At 42.0% G+C, this 14,530-nt stretch carries 17 protein-coding genes; 16 read left to right on the top strand and 1 reads right to left on the bottom strand.

All coding sequences use genetic code 11. The features are described 5' to 3' along the window. The first annotated feature begins 32 nt into the window (after positions 1-32). The 16 genes from GT3570_RS15270 (at position 33) to GT3570_RS18575 (ending at position 14,107) form a co-directional block, all read left to right on the top strand. A complete protein-coding gene (locus tag GT3570_RS15270) occupies positions 33-1,085 on the top strand; it encodes a glycosyltransferase family protein (protein WP_156484090.1) in 1,053 nt (350 codons plus the stop codon). A 495-nt stretch (positions 1,086-1,580) separates the two neighbouring features. Further along, positions 1,581-2,735: an FkbM family methyltransferase gene (locus GT3570_RS15265; protein WP_167552189.1), complete on the top strand. Its 1,155-nt coding sequence runs from the start codon at positions 1,581-1,583 to the stop codon at positions 2,733-2,735. A gap of 17 nt (positions 2,736-2,752) precedes the next feature. After that, positions 2,753-3,934 (top strand): glycosyltransferase, encoded by a 1,182-nt coding sequence (locus GT3570_RS15260; RefSeq protein WP_062898955.1) that lies wholly within the window; start codon positions 2,753-2,755, stop codon positions 3,932-3,934. Positions 3,935-3,989: 55 nt separating this feature from the next. Further along, complete coding sequence (locus GT3570_RS15255) at positions 3,990-5,159, top strand: glycosyltransferase (RefSeq protein ID WP_062898954.1); 1,170 nt, start codon at positions 3,990-3,992, stop codon at positions 5,157-5,159. A gap of 58 nt (positions 5,160-5,217) precedes the next feature. After that, positions 5,218-5,892, top strand: a complete 675-nt coding sequence (locus GT3570_RS15250; RefSeq protein ID WP_062898953.1) for an HAD family hydrolase — start codon at positions 5,218-5,220, stop codon at positions 5,890-5,892. Between the two features lie 22 nt (positions 5,893-5,914). Then, a complete protein-coding gene (locus GT3570_RS15245) occupies positions 5,915-6,883 on the top strand; it encodes an ATP-grasp domain-containing protein (protein WP_062898952.1) in 969 nt (322 codons plus the stop codon). Positions 6,884-6,895: 12 nt separating this feature from the next. Next, the gene (locus tag GT3570_RS15240) at positions 6,896-7,621 is read left to right on the top strand and encodes a cytidylyltransferase domain-containing protein (protein WP_062898951.1); all 726 of its coding nucleotides are present in this window, start codon (positions 6,896-6,898) and stop codon (positions 7,619-7,621) included. Positions 7,622-7,680: 59 nt separating this feature from the next. Beyond that, complete coding sequence (locus GT3570_RS15235; protein WP_318258046.1) at positions 7,681-7,950, top strand: glycosyltransferase; 270 nt, start codon at positions 7,681-7,683, stop codon at positions 7,948-7,950. Positions 7,951-7,977: 27 nt separating this feature from the next. Further along, positions 7,978-9,027 (top strand): UDP-2,4-diacetamido-2,4,6-trideoxy-beta-L-altropyranose hydrolase, encoded by a 1,050-nt coding sequence (pseG, locus tag GT3570_RS15230; protein ID WP_062898949.1) that lies wholly within the window; start codon positions 7,978-7,980, stop codon positions 9,025-9,027. Positions 9,028-9,031: 4 nt separating this feature from the next. After that, entirely contained in the window at positions 9,032-10,087 is a 1,056-nt protein-coding gene (gene pseI, locus GT3570_RS15225; protein ID WP_062898948.1) for a pseudaminic acid synthase, read from the top strand. Positions 10,088-10,099: 12 nt separating this feature from the next. Beyond that, the gene (locus tag GT3570_RS15220) at positions 10,100-11,047 is read left to right on the top strand and encodes a GDP-mannose 4,6-dehydratase (RefSeq protein WP_062898947.1); all 948 of its coding nucleotides are present in this window, start codon (positions 10,100-10,102) and stop codon (positions 11,045-11,047) included. A gap of 44 nt (positions 11,048-11,091) precedes the next feature. Next, complete coding sequence (gene pseC, locus GT3570_RS15215) at positions 11,092-12,273, top strand: UDP-4-amino-4,6-dideoxy-N-acetyl-beta-L-altrosamine transaminase (protein WP_062898946.1); 1,182 nt, start codon at positions 11,092-11,094, stop codon at positions 12,271-12,273. Between the two features lie 16 nt (positions 12,274-12,289). After that, complete coding sequence (locus GT3570_RS15210) at positions 12,290-12,595, top strand: hypothetical protein (protein ID WP_062898945.1); 306 nt, start codon at positions 12,290-12,292, stop codon at positions 12,593-12,595. A gap of 234 nt (positions 12,596-12,829) precedes the next feature. Beyond that, on the top strand, positions 12,830-13,177 hold the full coding sequence (locus GT3570_RS15200; protein WP_062898943.1) for a hypothetical protein: 348 nt from the start codon (positions 12,830-12,832) through the stop codon (positions 13,175-13,177). Next, positions 13,174-13,770 carry a hypothetical protein gene (locus GT3570_RS15195; protein WP_062898942.1) on the top strand — a complete coding sequence of 199 codons (597 nt, stop codon included), beginning with the start codon at positions 13,174-13,176 and terminating at the stop codon, positions 13,768-13,770. The genes GT3570_RS15200 and GT3570_RS15195 overlap by 4 nt, the downstream gene beginning before the upstream one ends. Next, positions 13,733-14,107 carry a hypothetical protein gene (locus GT3570_RS18575; RefSeq protein ID WP_156484088.1) on the top strand — a complete coding sequence of 125 codons (375 nt, stop codon included), beginning with the start codon at positions 13,733-13,735 and terminating at the stop codon, positions 14,105-14,107. Before GT3570_RS15195 ends, GT3570_RS18575 begins: the two co-directional genes overlap by 38 nt. 199 nt (positions 14,108-14,306) lie before the next feature. On the opposite strand, the gene GT3570_RS18810 is transcribed toward GT3570_RS18575, so the two are convergent. Then, positions 14,307-14,462, bottom strand: a complete 156-nt coding sequence (locus GT3570_RS18810) for a hypothetical protein (RefSeq protein WP_013524628.1) — start codon at positions 14,460-14,462, stop codon at positions 14,307-14,309. Positions 14,463-14,530 lie beyond the last annotated feature (68 nt).

Raw genomic sequence — 14,530 nt, 5'->3', positions numbered from 1 at the left:
CACATAGAATGTTGATGGGAGGATGGGATAGGGTGAGCCTGAAAATGTTTTATGGACTAATATCTATTTGCGGATTAAATACCACCTTTGCAAAAGCTTTTAGAGAAAAGGGATACGATACTAAGTCTGTCTCATTTTTAAAACATTACTTTGAAAAAGCTGATATTGACTTTGATATTAATAAATTTACTAAACATGAAAAAATAGCAATTCGTCAAAAAATATTCGAAGAACATAAAGATCACTACGATATTTTTCATTTCTTTTTTGCCCACACATTTTTATATGACCAGAAAGATTTGACTTATTTGTCTTCTAAAGGAAAAAAATTATTTATGCACCACAATGGAACTGATGTAAGGCGACCTAGTGTATTGGAGAAATTTAATCCGTATGCGAGATTGATGTATAAAGATTTTTTGGTGAATGAGGATGAGGTAGTTAAATACATAAAAAATTGCGCTGAATGGATTCCTGTATCAATTGTACAAGATTTAGAACTGGCCGAATATGTGCAACCCTTCTATGATTACGTAGAAATACTACCTTTACCAATAGATTTGGGATTGGATAAATATAGTATTGAAAATTATGATTATGAACCAATTACTTCAACGCGAAAGAGAAGATTGAAAATTATGCATGCTCCGACAAATCGAACATTTAAAGGAACAGACTATATTGTTGATACTATAAAGAAAGTATGTTTGAAGAGAAACGATATCGAATTTATTTTAATCGAGAATCAAAATCATAATGATTTTCTCAAAGAGCTAGCCAAAGGAGATATTATTATTGATCATCTATTATACGGGACTTACGGAATGTTATCGATTGAAGCAATGGCGCTAAAAAAGCCAGTCATTACTTATATCAACGATTTTGTTAAAAAAGGTTATCCTCATGATCTACCTATTATATCCGCGACGATAGATAATCTTGAAGAGGTTATTGACCAATTAGTAGATGATAAAGAAAAAATGATTTATGCAGGCGAACAAGGAAGAAAATATGTAGAGGAGTACCACGACTTAGAGAAGGTTGTTTTGCCAAGGCTCATAGATATATATAGAAAATATTGTTAGGTCCTTCATTTGGTGTATAATTTTATTTTGTATATTTTGTAAAAAATGAAATGTATCAAAGACTATACCTGCCCTAAAAGGGATGCGACTTCCAAATGTGATTTAATCCGGATCGTCATTACAAAGTGTACCTGACAAAAAAGATGATCATGATAATGGAAGCCAAAACAGCACTTATTCTAGTTATTTTGGACAACATTACTATCATGTTTCCCTTTAAAAATCAAGTACATCTTTTGGTAATGAACCTTTAATCCGTCTAACAGTGATGATTTTTCTATTCATGCGAGAGACTATATAAGGTGTAATATTGCTTGATTCTGTTTGCTCTCCATACAAATCGACTTTGATGTCACGTGGGAGAGAGTGGCTGAATGTAGAAACACTTCAACTAAGCAACGCATTGTTATTCATTCAGAAGATACGTTAATTTCCTCGCTTTATCTTGTAAATGTACATGGAAGGAAAGGGAGCAAAATGATAGGGAGATATAAGGTGCAAAAAAAAATTTTGAATTTATTTACATGTTTGATGGACGATAAAGACCAAATATTGATTTGGGGAGCGGGAGAACATACTGTTGCTTTGTTAGGGTTTCTGAGAGAAAAAAATATTTCGCTCCATTCTATCCGAGGGATTGTTTCTTCTTATAAAGAATATGATCAAATAATGGGAATCCCAGTATACTCGCTTCAAGAGGCTCTTGATTGGATTGATCATATTAAATACATTGTTGTTTCCTCACACTCTTTTCAAAATGAAATTTTGTCGGAATTAGAGAAAAATGGATTACGCTCTAAGGCGTTCGTTTTGTATGATACGGAGAAGTTTGATCCATTGTTTTATTGGAAAGTAGGAAAACAGCTGTATTACAACTATGAAGATATTCCTGAGGAACAAATTATTCATGAGGTAAAGCTAGACAATATTGAATTTAAAATGTTGCTTAACATAAGGGAGTTTATCCAAAACACCATTTACAATTACGGGTATTATGAGGAAAAGGAAACTCGATTTTTATCACAACAAATTCAGCTTGGCCAGACGGTTTTTGACTTAGGTGCGAATGTCGGTTATTATACTTTAATGTTTGCCCGAAGAGTTGGAAATAGTGGGATAGTCCATTGTTTTGAGCCGGATCGCAAAAACTTTAGACAACTGGTGGATAATATCTATTTGAATCAATTGTCAAATGTGGTGGCTAATCAAGTCGCTGTTTCGAATGCTAATGGTTATATGACTTTGTATTCTAACTCTGATGAGAATGGAGGAATGAAATCAATTGTGCAGCAATTTGAACACGTTTATGACCGAGAAAAGGTAGAAACTATCTGCTTGGATGATTATGTTAAACAAAACGCGATTGATAAAGTAGATTTTATTAAAGTTGATATTGAAGGAGCAGAAATGCTTGCTTTTCAGGGAGCTGAACATCTCCTCTCATCTTCCAAAGCACCAGATATTATGTTAGAAATTAATCCTATTTGTTTATCAAGATTAGGATTTTCCGATATAGAGCTTCAGAAGTTGTTAATTGACTATGGATATAAAATATACTTGATAGAAGATAATGGCACGTTAAAGCATCTTCCATCGGAAATCGAAACGAGGAAGTCTATTAATGTCTTTGCGACAAAAAAAGATTATTGAGTTAAAGGGTGTTAATTATGAAAAAGTTGAGAGTGGCAGTCTTGTCAGACCATCCAAGCAATAAAGATCCTAGAATATGGAGAATGACAAAAACCTTGGTGGAATTAGGATATGAAGCGACGCTCTTTTGTCAAAAAGAAAAAGGCGATCGAGAGTATGATTATGAAGACAATATTCATATTAGGAGAGTATTAGATTATAAGTTAGGCACCTCAGTGTTAATTGATAAATATTTAATAGCACATTTTCAATTAAGAGACGCTTTGCTGAAGGAGGAACGCTTTGATATTTTCCATTGCCATGACCCAGAGACGTGGCCAATTGGATATTTAATGGCTAGGGAACAAAAGGCAAAGTGGATAGCAGATTCACACGAGTATTTTCCAGACTATATTGAAAAGCGAAATTATGGGGATGATATAAATAAATATAATACTGCTGTTCAATTAGGAAAAAATCGCGGGAATTATATAAGGTTTGCAGACGGGGTTATAGCTGTTAGTGAAGAAATGTTACATGTTCTTTCCAATGAGTATTCTCTCACCTGCCCTAGGACGGTGATTTTTAATACTCGTTATTCCTCACATATAATGACCAAATCCAAACAAAAAACACGCCAAGAGCTTGGTCTCAGTGAAGAGTTTAAATATTTTGTGTTTGCCGGAAACATTATGCCAGATCGAGGCATTGATACGATTATTGAAATGATTAAGATGATGCCAGACCACTTTCGCCTTATTATTATTGGTGATGGTTTATTGGATGATTATGTAAAAGAAGAACATAAACAATCTCATAAGATTATATATTTAGGTAGATTAGAATACATAGATTTAATTAAATATGTTTATGCTTGTGATGGTTACTTGTATTTTCCGCATCACTATGGAGAAAATGTATTGAGAAATTACAAATACGCTATTCCGAATAAATTATTCGATGCTATCTTTTCTGATATTCCTTTTTTTACATATGATGGGTTTGCTTTCTCTGAGATTGTCAAAAAATTTCGTGTAGGGGTTACTTATCCAATTGGGAAGGACATAGCGTCTATTACTGATGATATTGTTAATAAGTTAAATAACAATGCTTTTGCGAAAGAATCTTTCGAACAGGCCAAAATATACTATTCATGGGAAAATCAGAAATATAAGTTGGATAGTTTATACAAGGATATTTTTAGAGAGGAACTTAAATAATGAGGAGCAAGGTTGGGTACTTTTGTAGGGAAATTTCTGTATGAGGTGATAAATTATGACCACTATCTGCGCAGTTGTTCCGTCCTTTAACTCAGAGTTACATATTGAACAGACCGTTGCCAGCCTTTTAAATCAGACAAAACCACTCCATAAAATCGTTATTGTAGATGATGGCAGTCAAGATGGCACGTTAGAAGTCATTAATGGAATGATGCGGGAAAACAAAAATATAGAGTTGATTCAATTAAAACAAAATTCAGGCCCTTCGTACGCACGAAATATTGGGGTTGAGCATGCAGACAGTGATTGGATCCTATTTATGGATTCTGATGATATAGCTCATCCGCTATTAATTGAAGAGCTTCAAGCACATTTGGAGCGTTTGAATCGAACATGTGATCAGCCAGAGTATTTTCTTGCTCATCCCAACTATCGTCATATTGATGAACATGGGAATGTGATAGATGAGTTAAACTACGGTCGTCCATATAGAAAAGAGGAAGCTTTGGGATTTCTGCTATTAAGGAATACAATCGCGACAAGTGGTATTTTAGTGAATCGGGAGTTGTTTCGAAAAGTAGGTGGATTCAATACTGAATATCGTTATGCAGAAGATTGGGATTTATGGTTGCGAATGAGTGAACATAGCGGAATCGCCCATATCAATAAACATTTAGTTGATATTCGAAGACATTCTCATAATTTATCTGCGAGTATGTCTACCATGCATGAGTATGAAAAAAAAGTGCTACTGTCTTATTCATTAGAGAAGATAAAAGAAGCGATCTTTAGAAGGACGCAACTTTCTCCCACGCAGAATATGTGTGATTATGTTTCCATTCTTTTTCGTTTAGACAAATGGGAGGAAGGCTATACAATTATACAAGAGTTAAAAGATGATGACCGTAATGATGAGCAGGTCTTATTCTTAGAGGGGATTTATTTTCTGAAGACCGAGAGCGCTATAGAGGCTGAGAAAAGATTTGCAGAGATACTTAACGTTAACCAGTGTGATGGGGCATCTTTAAATAATTTAGGAGCTGTGAAGTTAATCAGAGGAAAAGTAGAGGAAGGTAGGAACTTGCTGCTAAGAGCTTTAGAACTTTACCCTAATTATTTAGATGCTAGTTATAATCTTCAGACGAATCCGCCTTATACTTGGAAATCGCTGAAGTTTACATGGAGAAAATTACGTTCTAAATTAATCTCTTATAATCAGCAATAAAATCTTTTCTACGGGCTTCGGAAGTGTTCCAAGACTATCACAAGCGTTGGAGTAACTAATGAGCTACAAAGGATACATCTTCGACCTCGACGACACGCTGTATTGTGAACACGATTACGTCAGATCGGGATTTTGGACGGTGGCGAATGAGCTGGCGAAGCAGCGTCCAGACATAGGGATAGACGGCATTCATCAAATGCTGATCGATGAATGGCGGCGAAATGGGCGCGGGCGGGTGTTTGATGACGTATGCAAGCAGCTAGGTATTGACGCCGATATTGCCCGCCTCGTCCATCTTTATCGCAGTCATCGGCCCGATATTTCGCTATATGATGATGCGAAGGAAGTCCTGGCTCATTTGAGACAGACAGGAAAAAAGCTCGGCATCATCACGGATGGGGATTCGACGATGCAATGGTCGAAAATCAAAGCGCTTGAACTCGAGCATGTCGTAGATGCCATCATCGTCACCGGCGATTTGGGAAGGGAACATTGGAAGCCGAGCGAGACGCCGTATCGAAAGATGGTGGAGGATTTGGGATTGGATTTTCGCGATTGCGTATACATCGGCGATAACCCAAATAAAGACTTTATTGCCGCGAAAAGGCTTGGGATGGGCACGGTGCGGATCATTCGAGATGTCGGCGATCATATGCGAACGATGTTGGGGGACGAATACGAAGCGGACATGACGATTCATTCGTTGACCGAATTGATTGACAGGCGTTTGTAGGTGGAGGGGGCTTTTTCCGCGTTTGGTGAAAGAGGTGGTTCGTATCAACGTCTTGGTGACAAGCATTTCGAAAAAAGTCCCATTGCTCAGTGCTGTCCGGCGGGCGATGCGAAAAGCAGGGATGACGGGGGCTCTCATTGGCGCTGATCGCAACGGGAATTGCATTGGACGCTATTTTATTGATGAATTTTGGGAGATGCCCTCGTTAGACGATCTAGCCGTTGAAGAATTCATTTCGATTTGCCGCCAAAAGCGCATCCGCTTCATTATACCGACAAGAGATGGCGAGCTTCCGTTCTTTTCTGCCTATCGTCAAGTATTCGAAGAGAACGGTATATTTGTCATGGTGTCTGAACGGAACGCGATTGAGATTTGTCTTGACAAGTTGCGGTTTTATGAACTGCTCTCTGCTCAAGGGTTTCCTGTCATTCCGACAGCACTTTCGTTGGAAGAGCTGAACGATGGTGATTATGTTGTGAAGGAGCGTTACGGAGCGGGGGCGAGAAACATAGGGCTTTGTTTAACGAAAGAGGAAGCAAATCGGCATGCCAAGAAGCTGGAGGCCCCTGTTTTTCAACCTTTTATCGCTGGGACAGAGATCAGCATTGATCTCTACATGACGCGGATGGGGCGAACGAAAGGAGCAGTAGCGCGAAAAAGGGATTACGTGGTCAATGGGGAGTCGCAAATCACTACAACGATCAGAAATGAAAAATTAGAGGGCATGTGTACCGCTGTCGCCTCCTATTTAGGGTTATACGGGCATGCAGTGATGCAGGTGATCATTGATCGTGAGGGGCAGTTTCATCTCATCGAGTGCAACCCCCGCTTCGGTGGGGCTTCGACGTTAAGCATCGAAGCTGGTTTGGATAGTTTTTATTGGTTTTTCCTTGAGTCCCAAGGGGTGAACTTGAACGATTATCCATTTATCCGTTCAACGAATGAAAAGAAACAAATTCGGTATCCCGCCGATTTCGTAATCGATTTGTAAAGGGGGATTCAGTTGAAAACACTCATCATCATCCAAGCCCGCATGGGATCATCGCGGCTGCCGGGAAAAGTGCTCATGCCGCTTGGGGATACGGTTGTGTTGGACTATGTTGTTTCACGATGCCAACAAGTAAAGGAAATGGATGATGTGATTGTCGCCACGTCTACTCTGCCGCAGGATGATGCGATTGAGTCGTGGTGCAAACAGCATCACGTTCCGTGCTTTCGCGGATCGGAGGATGATGTGCTTGCGCGCTATTATGAATGTGCAAAACCTTATCAGCCTGACTATGTGATTCGTGTGACGGCGGATTGTCCGTTTGTTGATTATGAATTGGCAGACCAAATTGTGGGAGCTATGAAAGCAGAACCATCGGATATTGTCATCGTGGAGGGAGAGTTGCCGCGCGGCCTAGTGGTTGAAATGGTGTCGTTTTCGGCGCTCGAATACATATACCATCATGGCAAAGAACCGCGTCATCGCGAGCATGTGACATACTATGCCTATGAATTTCCAAGTGAATTCCGACGCACCTATGTTCAAGCGCCGAAAGCCATTTGCCAACCGCAGTTGCGCATCACATTGGATACCGAAGAAGACTATCAATTATGCGCGGCCATTGCGAACCATTTCAGAGGGGATCGATTCGTTCGTTCGAGCGAGGTCGTTCAGTTTTTACTGGCTCATCCCGATGTGGCCAAACTCAACGCCCACGTTCAGCAAAAACCGGTGGTGTAACATGTGTACTCGGGGAGGAGAAGCGATGGGTCATCAAAATAAAACGATTATCTTTTATAATGGGCAAAGTCAGTATGGTGTGCTTCGATATTTTATTCAAGATCTCGCTGCAAGTTTTATTTTTGGAACGTGAATTTAAGGACGGAGAAGATCTTCTTTTGTACTCTTTTACTCCATATCCTCATGCTAGGATACAGTCATTTTTAGATGATAACGCAACGTTGCAGAAGATTGCTGAGAATGGAAGAAAGAAAGTCATGGAAAAGCATACTTGGCTGGCAAGAGCGGAAAAAATCATTGAAACGGTTATGTATCACAAGCATTTATGACTTGAATGGGTAGAGGCGAATGGGATCATGAATATTTTATTCCGTGTTGACTCATCGTTTGCGATCGGCACCGGCCATGTGATGCGCTGTTTGGCATTGGCGAGGATGCTGAAAGAAGTCGGTTGTGCCGTTTATTTTGCGATGAGGGTAGGCCCAGGGGATTTGTGCGATGAGGTGGAAAGCAGAGGGTTTCCCGTGTTCCGTCTTGTTTATGATGGACCTGTGTCACAAGAAGTGGACGCACAATGGACGATTGATGTGGTTCGACGATTCCTTCAGTCGGTAGATTGGTTCATTGTCGACCATTATGAGCTTGATCGCCGCTGGGAAGAAAAAGTGAAAGCCTATGTCAGCCATGTGATGGTGATTGATGATTTAGCGAACCGTCCTCATGAATGCGATGTTTTGTTGGATCAAAACTATTACCAACATGCGCAGCAACGGTATAATGGACTTGTGCCGCTAGGCTGCCGTCTATTGTTAGGCCCTCAATATATGTTGTTGCGGCCGGAATTTTATGAGGCCAAAAAATTCGTAAGCCTTCGTAGTGGCCAAGTGCAACGGGTACTCCTGTTTTTTGGCGGCAGCGATCCGACGAATGAAACAGAGAAAGCGCTGCATGCTTTCAAGGAGTTGGATGTTCTTGATGTGGAAGTTGACGTTGTGGTAGGGAAAGCCAATTTGAATCGTTTTCGCGTGGAACAATTCTGTCGTGAAATGGGATTTCGTTACCATTGTCAAATTGATTACCTTGCCAAGCTGATGGCAAAGGCGGATTTTTCACTTGGGGCTGGTGGCGCGTCGATGTGGGAACGCTGTTTTCTCGGCCTGCCTTCCGCGGTGACGATCGTTGCGGAAAACCAAAGGCGATCGACGGAAGACGCCGCCGCGTACGGAGCCGTTTGGAATATAGGTTGGCATGCAGATGTAAAATCGGCTGATTATGCCGATATAGTATATAGAGCGATTGCTTCACGGGAACAACTGAAGCACATGAGCCGCAAAGCGCTCGAATTGGTAGGGAGTACAAAAGAATATATCGTACATCCGGTCGTGGAGGCGCTATTGGAGGGATGATCCATTGATCAAAGACATTCAAATTGGCCATCGTCTTATTGGGCCGAATCATAAACCGTTTATTATTGCGGAAATGTCCGGTAACCATAATCAATCGTTGGAGAGAGCGTTAGCCATCGTGGAAGCAGCAGCGCGGGCAGGCGTCGATGCGGTGAAATTGCAGACGTATACGGCGGATACAATGACGCTCGATATGGACGAGGGAGATTTTTTTATTGATGACCCCGATAACCTTTGGCAGGGGAATTCGCTTTATAAGCTCTATCAGGAAGCTTACACGCCTTGGGAATGGCATGAGCCGATTTTTCAGCGCTGTAAAGAATTAGGGCTTATTGCGTTCAGCACCCCTTTTGATGAAACGGCCGTTGAGTTTTTAGAGGAACTAAATGTTCCAGCCTATAAAATCGCCTCGTTTGAAAACACGGATTTGCCTTTAATCCGCAAGGTTGCCGAGACGGGGAAACCATTGATCATTTCAACAGGAATGGCAACAGCGGCGGAGTTGGACGAAACGGTCAGAGCAGCAAGGGAATCGGGATGCCACGACCTGATTTTATTAAAATGTACAAGCACATATCCCGCGACGCCAGAGAACTCACATTTGGCCACTATTCCGCATATGAGAGAGCTGTTTCAATGTCAAGTAGGGTTGTCCGACCATACGATGGGCATTGGGGTCAGTGTCGCCGCTGTTGCGCTCGGAGCCACTGTCATTGAAAAACATTTTACCCTTTCGCGCGCAGAAGGAGGAGTGGATGCAGCATTTTCAATGGAACCGCATGAAATGGCCGCATTAGTGATCGAAACGGAACGGGCATGGCAAAGCATCGGTGGAGTTCAATATGGCCCTACGAAAGCGGAGAAAGCATCATTGAAACATCGGCGATCGTTATACATTGTGCGAGATATGAAGGCAGGCGAGACGTTGACGAAGGAAAACGTCCGCGCGATTCGTCCTGGCAATGGATTGCCGCCGAAATATTTCGACCAGCTGCTTGGAAAAACAGTGAAACGTGACGTAAAAAAAGGAACGCCGGTGACATGGGATTTATTATTGTAAGAGGTGATCGAGATGAGAATACTATTAACAGGCGGTGCAGGGTTTATTGGACGCGCCGTGGCGAAACGGCTGCTTGACGATGGGCATGATGTCTGGATTCTTGACGACCTTTCGAATGGGCGGGAAGAAAATATTTCCGAGTTTCGCCATCATCCGAATTTGAAGCAGTTCATCGTCGGGGATATCAAAGACGAACGTTTGCTTGCACAGCTTTTTCGTGAACATACATATGATCTTTGTTACCATTTAGCGGCGTCGATTAATGTGCAAGATTCCATTGATGATCCAAGAACAACGTTTTACAACGATACGATTGGAACGTTTTATCTCCTTGAACAATGTCGGAAGCATCGAACCAAATTGGTTTTTATGAGCACATGCATGGTGTATGACCGTTGCTATCATGAAACAGGGATTGCCGAAACTCACCCGACAAAGCCGGCTTCGCCGTATGCTGGGGCGAAAATTGCGGCGGAAAATATGGTGCTGTCGTATTTTTATGCCTATCAACTGCCTGTAGTAGTTGTCCGGCCGTTTAACACCTACGGACCTTACCAAAAAACAAACGGTGAAGGTGGGGTTGTGGCCATCTTTATCCGGAAAAAACTGACGGGTGAACCATTGCAAATTTATGGCGATGGTACACAAACACGTGATTTATTGTATGTGGATGATTGTGCGCAGTTCGTTGTTCAGGCGGGTTACTCCGATAAGGTGAATGGGGAAATCTTAAACGCTGGATTAGGCAGAGACATTTCGATTAATGATCTAGCTAAGCTCATTGTGGGCGATGAAAAGCAGATTGAGCATGTTCCCCATATTCATCCACAGAGTGAGATTCAGAAGTTGTTATGCAATTATGAGAAAGCCAAACGGCTGTTAGGCTGGGAACCGAAAGTGTCTCTTGAAGAAGGGATTCAAAAGACGGAAGAATGGATCAAAACGAGCCGCCTGATGTAGTCGGGTGGCTTTTCTTCGTCGAGATGTCAAGGAGGAAATGAAGCATGAAGTTAGCCATCCATGGGGGGACTCCTGTGCGTGAATCTTTTTTATCTTACGGACAGCAATGGATTGATGAGGATGATATTGAAGCGGTGGTGGAGACATTAAGAAGCCCTTTTATTACACAAGGGCCGAAAATTCAGCAATTTGAAGAAGCGATCGCCCGATACGCCGGCGCAAAATACGCAGTGGCATTTGCCAATGGAACAGCCGCTTTACATGGCGCTTGCTTTGCCGCTGGCATCTCTCGGGGAGATGAGGTGATTACGACCCCGATTACCTTCGCAGCCAGCGCCAACTGTGTTCTGTATGTTGGCGGAACACCTGTGTTTGTGGATATTGACGAAAAAACGTACAATATCGATCCAAGCCGGATTGAGAAGGCCATCACTTCGCGCACGAAGGCGATTATTGCCGTTGATTTTACAGGCCAGCCTGCCGATTTAGATCCAATTCGGGAAATCGCCAGAAAATATGGTCTCGTCTTCATCGAAGATGCAGCTCATTCTCTAGGTTCGTGTTATAAAGGAAAGAAAGTAGGCTCGTTGGCCGATATGACGATGTTCAGCTTTCATCCTGTCAAGCATATTACGACTGGTGAGGGAGGGATTATTGTCACTGACGATGAGGAGTATTATCATAAATTAAAACGCTTTCGTACGCATGGGATTATAACAGAAAATGTAAACAATGATGAAGGGCCTTGGTATTATGAGATGGTGGATCTCGGCTACAATTACCGAATGACGGATTTGCAAGCAGCGCTTGGGCTCAGCCAGTTGACAAAGCTTGATGCATTTGTGCAGAAACGGCGAGAAATTGCTGCGATATATAATGAGGCGTTTTCTAACGTTCCTGGTGTACGCATTCCTTATCAACTTCCATATGTTGACTCTAGCTGGCATTTATATGTGCTTCAGTTGCAATTGGAGCATTTCCGGGTTGGGCGTAAAGAGATATTTGAAGCGTTGCGGGCAGAAAATATTGGAGTGCATGTTCACTACATCCCGGTTTATTTTCACCCTTATTATCAAAAATTAGGGTATAAAAAAGGAATTTGTCCAGTTGCGGAAAAATGGTATGAAACGGCGTTAACCATTCCTCTTTTTCCAAAAATGAGTGAATATGATATCAGAACGGTTATTGAAGGGGTAAACAAAGTGCTCTCCTTTTATCGAAAATAACGAGGAGCGAAAAACGATGAGGTGGGCAGAAATCCGCCAAACATACCCGAACCAATTTGTTTTAGTGGAAGCCGTCTCCGCCTGCTCTCAACATGGTAAGCGCATGATTGAAGACATGGCGGTGGTCGGCTGTTATGAACATGTATCTGAGGCATGGAGCAGCTATAAGCAACAACATCGGACGTTTCCGGAAAAAGAGTTGTATATTTTTCACACCAGCAACGAGCGAATTGAGGTAGAGGAGCGATATTTTATTGGGGCTCGGGGAAGAGAATGCCCTTATCATATTGCTCTTCTTTGTGCTCGTGAACCATCGGTTTAGGGGAAATGATTGTCTTTCACCAGCCTTTTCATGCTCGTTTTTATTTTGCGGAAACAGCTTTCTGAGTCTTACTGGTTATCACGGCAGGAGATTTCTATAGAAATGGAGAAAATAAAAATACAGTTTCATGATTTAGCTATCGTTAAGGATTTTAGCCTCAGGTTATATCTTGCTTATTTCAAAACGTATGTCATGTCATAATGAAAATAAAGACTGTTGCGTGGAGGTTGTATAATGTCTGGCAAAGAAAAGGTCGTTCATTTTAAATACTTGTTTGCTGATGACTATAATCCTGTCTACGTCAATGGGGCGCACGGCGGAATTTCTCCGCAGGGGGAGATTGTTGTGAACTTTTATTTTGAACGCCGTCCCTTGCCTTACGAGGAAACATACGTGTTTGAAGGAACAGGACAGCCAGCAAGAAAGACGGATGTACGGCCCCCTGACCATGAAGAAAATATTATCCGCTATGTGTCAACTGGGGTTGTGATGAATTTGGAGACCGCGAAACTTTTTCACGAGTGGCTGGGTGAGCATATTATGATGTTGGAACAAATTCGGAACGAGGGGACACAGCGATGATTTTACGCGCAGAGAAGTCTTCATCTACTGGAATCGACGAGTATTTTCGTTTGCCGAAAACCCAAGCTGTCCGTGCCCGTTTCCCCGTTTCGGAACCATTGATTCGGGAAACAGTGGGAGAGGAACATGTTTGGTTGCCCCATGTTGAGGAAACAGCAACACCGATGAAAACGGTGATATGGCGAAATGAGCATTCTTTTGGACGGGTGACTCCCTTTATTTATGACCAAGTGCGAAAGGCAGAAAACATAGCCAAACTGCAAGCCATCAGAGAACTGGGGAACGATTGGAATGGAAATGGCGCGGATTCATTTTCCGATAAATTGATTGAGAAGGTCTTCAGTGTGATTCACACGATCATTAAGCAGCCGAAGCTGTTCCCCACAGCACGAGATAGCATTCAGCTTGAGTTTGAAAAAGAAAATGGAGATTACTTGGAGTTTGAACTTTTTGAAAACAAAATTGATGTTTTTGTGTCATATGCAGATGGACGTGAAATGGAAAAATCGATCCCATACGATGTGCGGGAGATAAATCGAATCATTGTTGACTTTTATGAAACCAGAGATCGGACGGGAAGAAAGGCTGTTTAGGGCTGTTTTTCCGAGCATTGTATGGGATGAGGAGCACAATCGTCCATCATCTGCTTTGTTCAAAGATAAGAGAGGGGTTTCTGTTGACCGAGACGGTGGACGCACGGAGGAAGAGGTCGTTTCTAAGTTTCAAGACCGTTTTGGTGTGGAAAAAGTAAAGGCTGTCGTCTATGTTGAAGCCGGTTTTTGTATGGATATCGGCGCTCATCTTGTTTATTGTCCGTCGCGACGAAATCCATATCATGCCGAAATTCATGATTCCCCTAGTAAAACGATGTTATCAACCGCTAAAGCGAGAAAGCTGGCATTGCATTGTAAAGTTGTTTATCGCGCATAGATCTACAAGACTGGTGAAAACAAAATTTTCCTCCCCCCGACAAAACCGTCCGTCTCGACGCGCAAGAACCTCTAATAAAGCGTCGGAAAAAGAATCTTCATTTAGATCAATAAACCGGATGTTTGGCGGGGGAGTGACGATTTTCCATGCGTATTCGATGTCGTCTTTGTCTTCGAGGGAATTGGTCTTCTTGAATGCCTCAGCTGATTTGCTTTCGCTCCCTCTCTTCTTTCTTCTGTTTCAAAAACTGCTCTAAATGTTCCAACCCCAACGTACTCATCTCCTTTGCTTTTCGATACCTTGTATTATACATCAATTTTTCCAAGAAGGACTCTTTCTCCGTTGCCCACCGCATTTCTCTCCTTTCCCCCCTTCACACTTCCCATGTTTCATCCGATATAAACAATAGAAATCGTCCAACCA

The organism is Geobacillus thermoleovorans (assembly GCF_001610955.1).
Classification (GTDB): domain Bacteria; phylum Bacillota; class Bacilli; order Bacillales; family Anoxybacillaceae; genus Geobacillus; species Geobacillus thermoleovorans.
This window is presented reverse-complemented; position numbering and strand designations above follow the sequence as displayed.

Coding starts and splice junctions, on each gene's coding strand:
- GT3570_RS15195 (WP_062898942.1), top strand. CDS start 13,174: ATGATTTTACGCGCAGAGAAGTCTTCATCTACTGGAATCGACGAGTAT.
- GT3570_RS15220 (WP_062898947.1), top strand. CDS start 10,100: ATGAGAATACTATTAACAGGCGGTGCAGGGTTTATTGGACGCGCCGTG.
- GT3570_RS15210 (WP_062898945.1), top strand. CDS start 12,290: ATGAGGTGGGCAGAAATCCGCCAAACATACCCGAACCAATTTGTTTTA.
- GT3570_RS18810 (WP_013524628.1), bottom strand. CDS start 14,462: ATGCGGTGGGCAACGGAGAAAGAGTCCTTCTTGGAAAAATTGATGTAT.
- GT3570_RS15255 (WP_062898954.1), top strand. CDS start 3,990: ATGACCACTATCTGCGCAGTTGTTCCGTCCTTTAACTCAGAGTTACAT.
- GT3570_RS18575 (WP_156484088.1), top strand. CDS start 13,733: ATGAAACCAGAGATCGGACGGGAAGAAAGGCTGTTTAGGGCTGTTTTT.
- pseC (WP_062898946.1), top strand. CDS start 11,092: ATGAAGTTAGCCATCCATGGGGGGACTCCTGTGCGTGAATCTTTTTTA.
- GT3570_RS15260 (WP_062898955.1), top strand. CDS start 2,753: ATGAAAAAGTTGAGAGTGGCAGTCTTGTCAGACCATCCAAGCAATAAA.
- GT3570_RS15250 (WP_062898953.1), top strand. CDS start 5,218: ATGAGCTACAAAGGATACATCTTCGACCTCGACGACACGCTGTATTGT.
- GT3570_RS15200 (WP_062898943.1), top strand. CDS start 12,830: ATGTCTGGCAAAGAAAAGGTCGTTCATTTTAAATACTTGTTTGCTGAT.
- GT3570_RS15235 (WP_318258046.1), top strand. CDS start 7,681: ATGGGCAAAGTCAGTATGGTGTGCTTCGATATTTTATTCAAGATCTCG.
- pseG (WP_062898949.1), top strand. CDS start 7,978: ATGAATATTTTATTCCGTGTTGACTCATCGTTTGCGATCGGCACCGGC.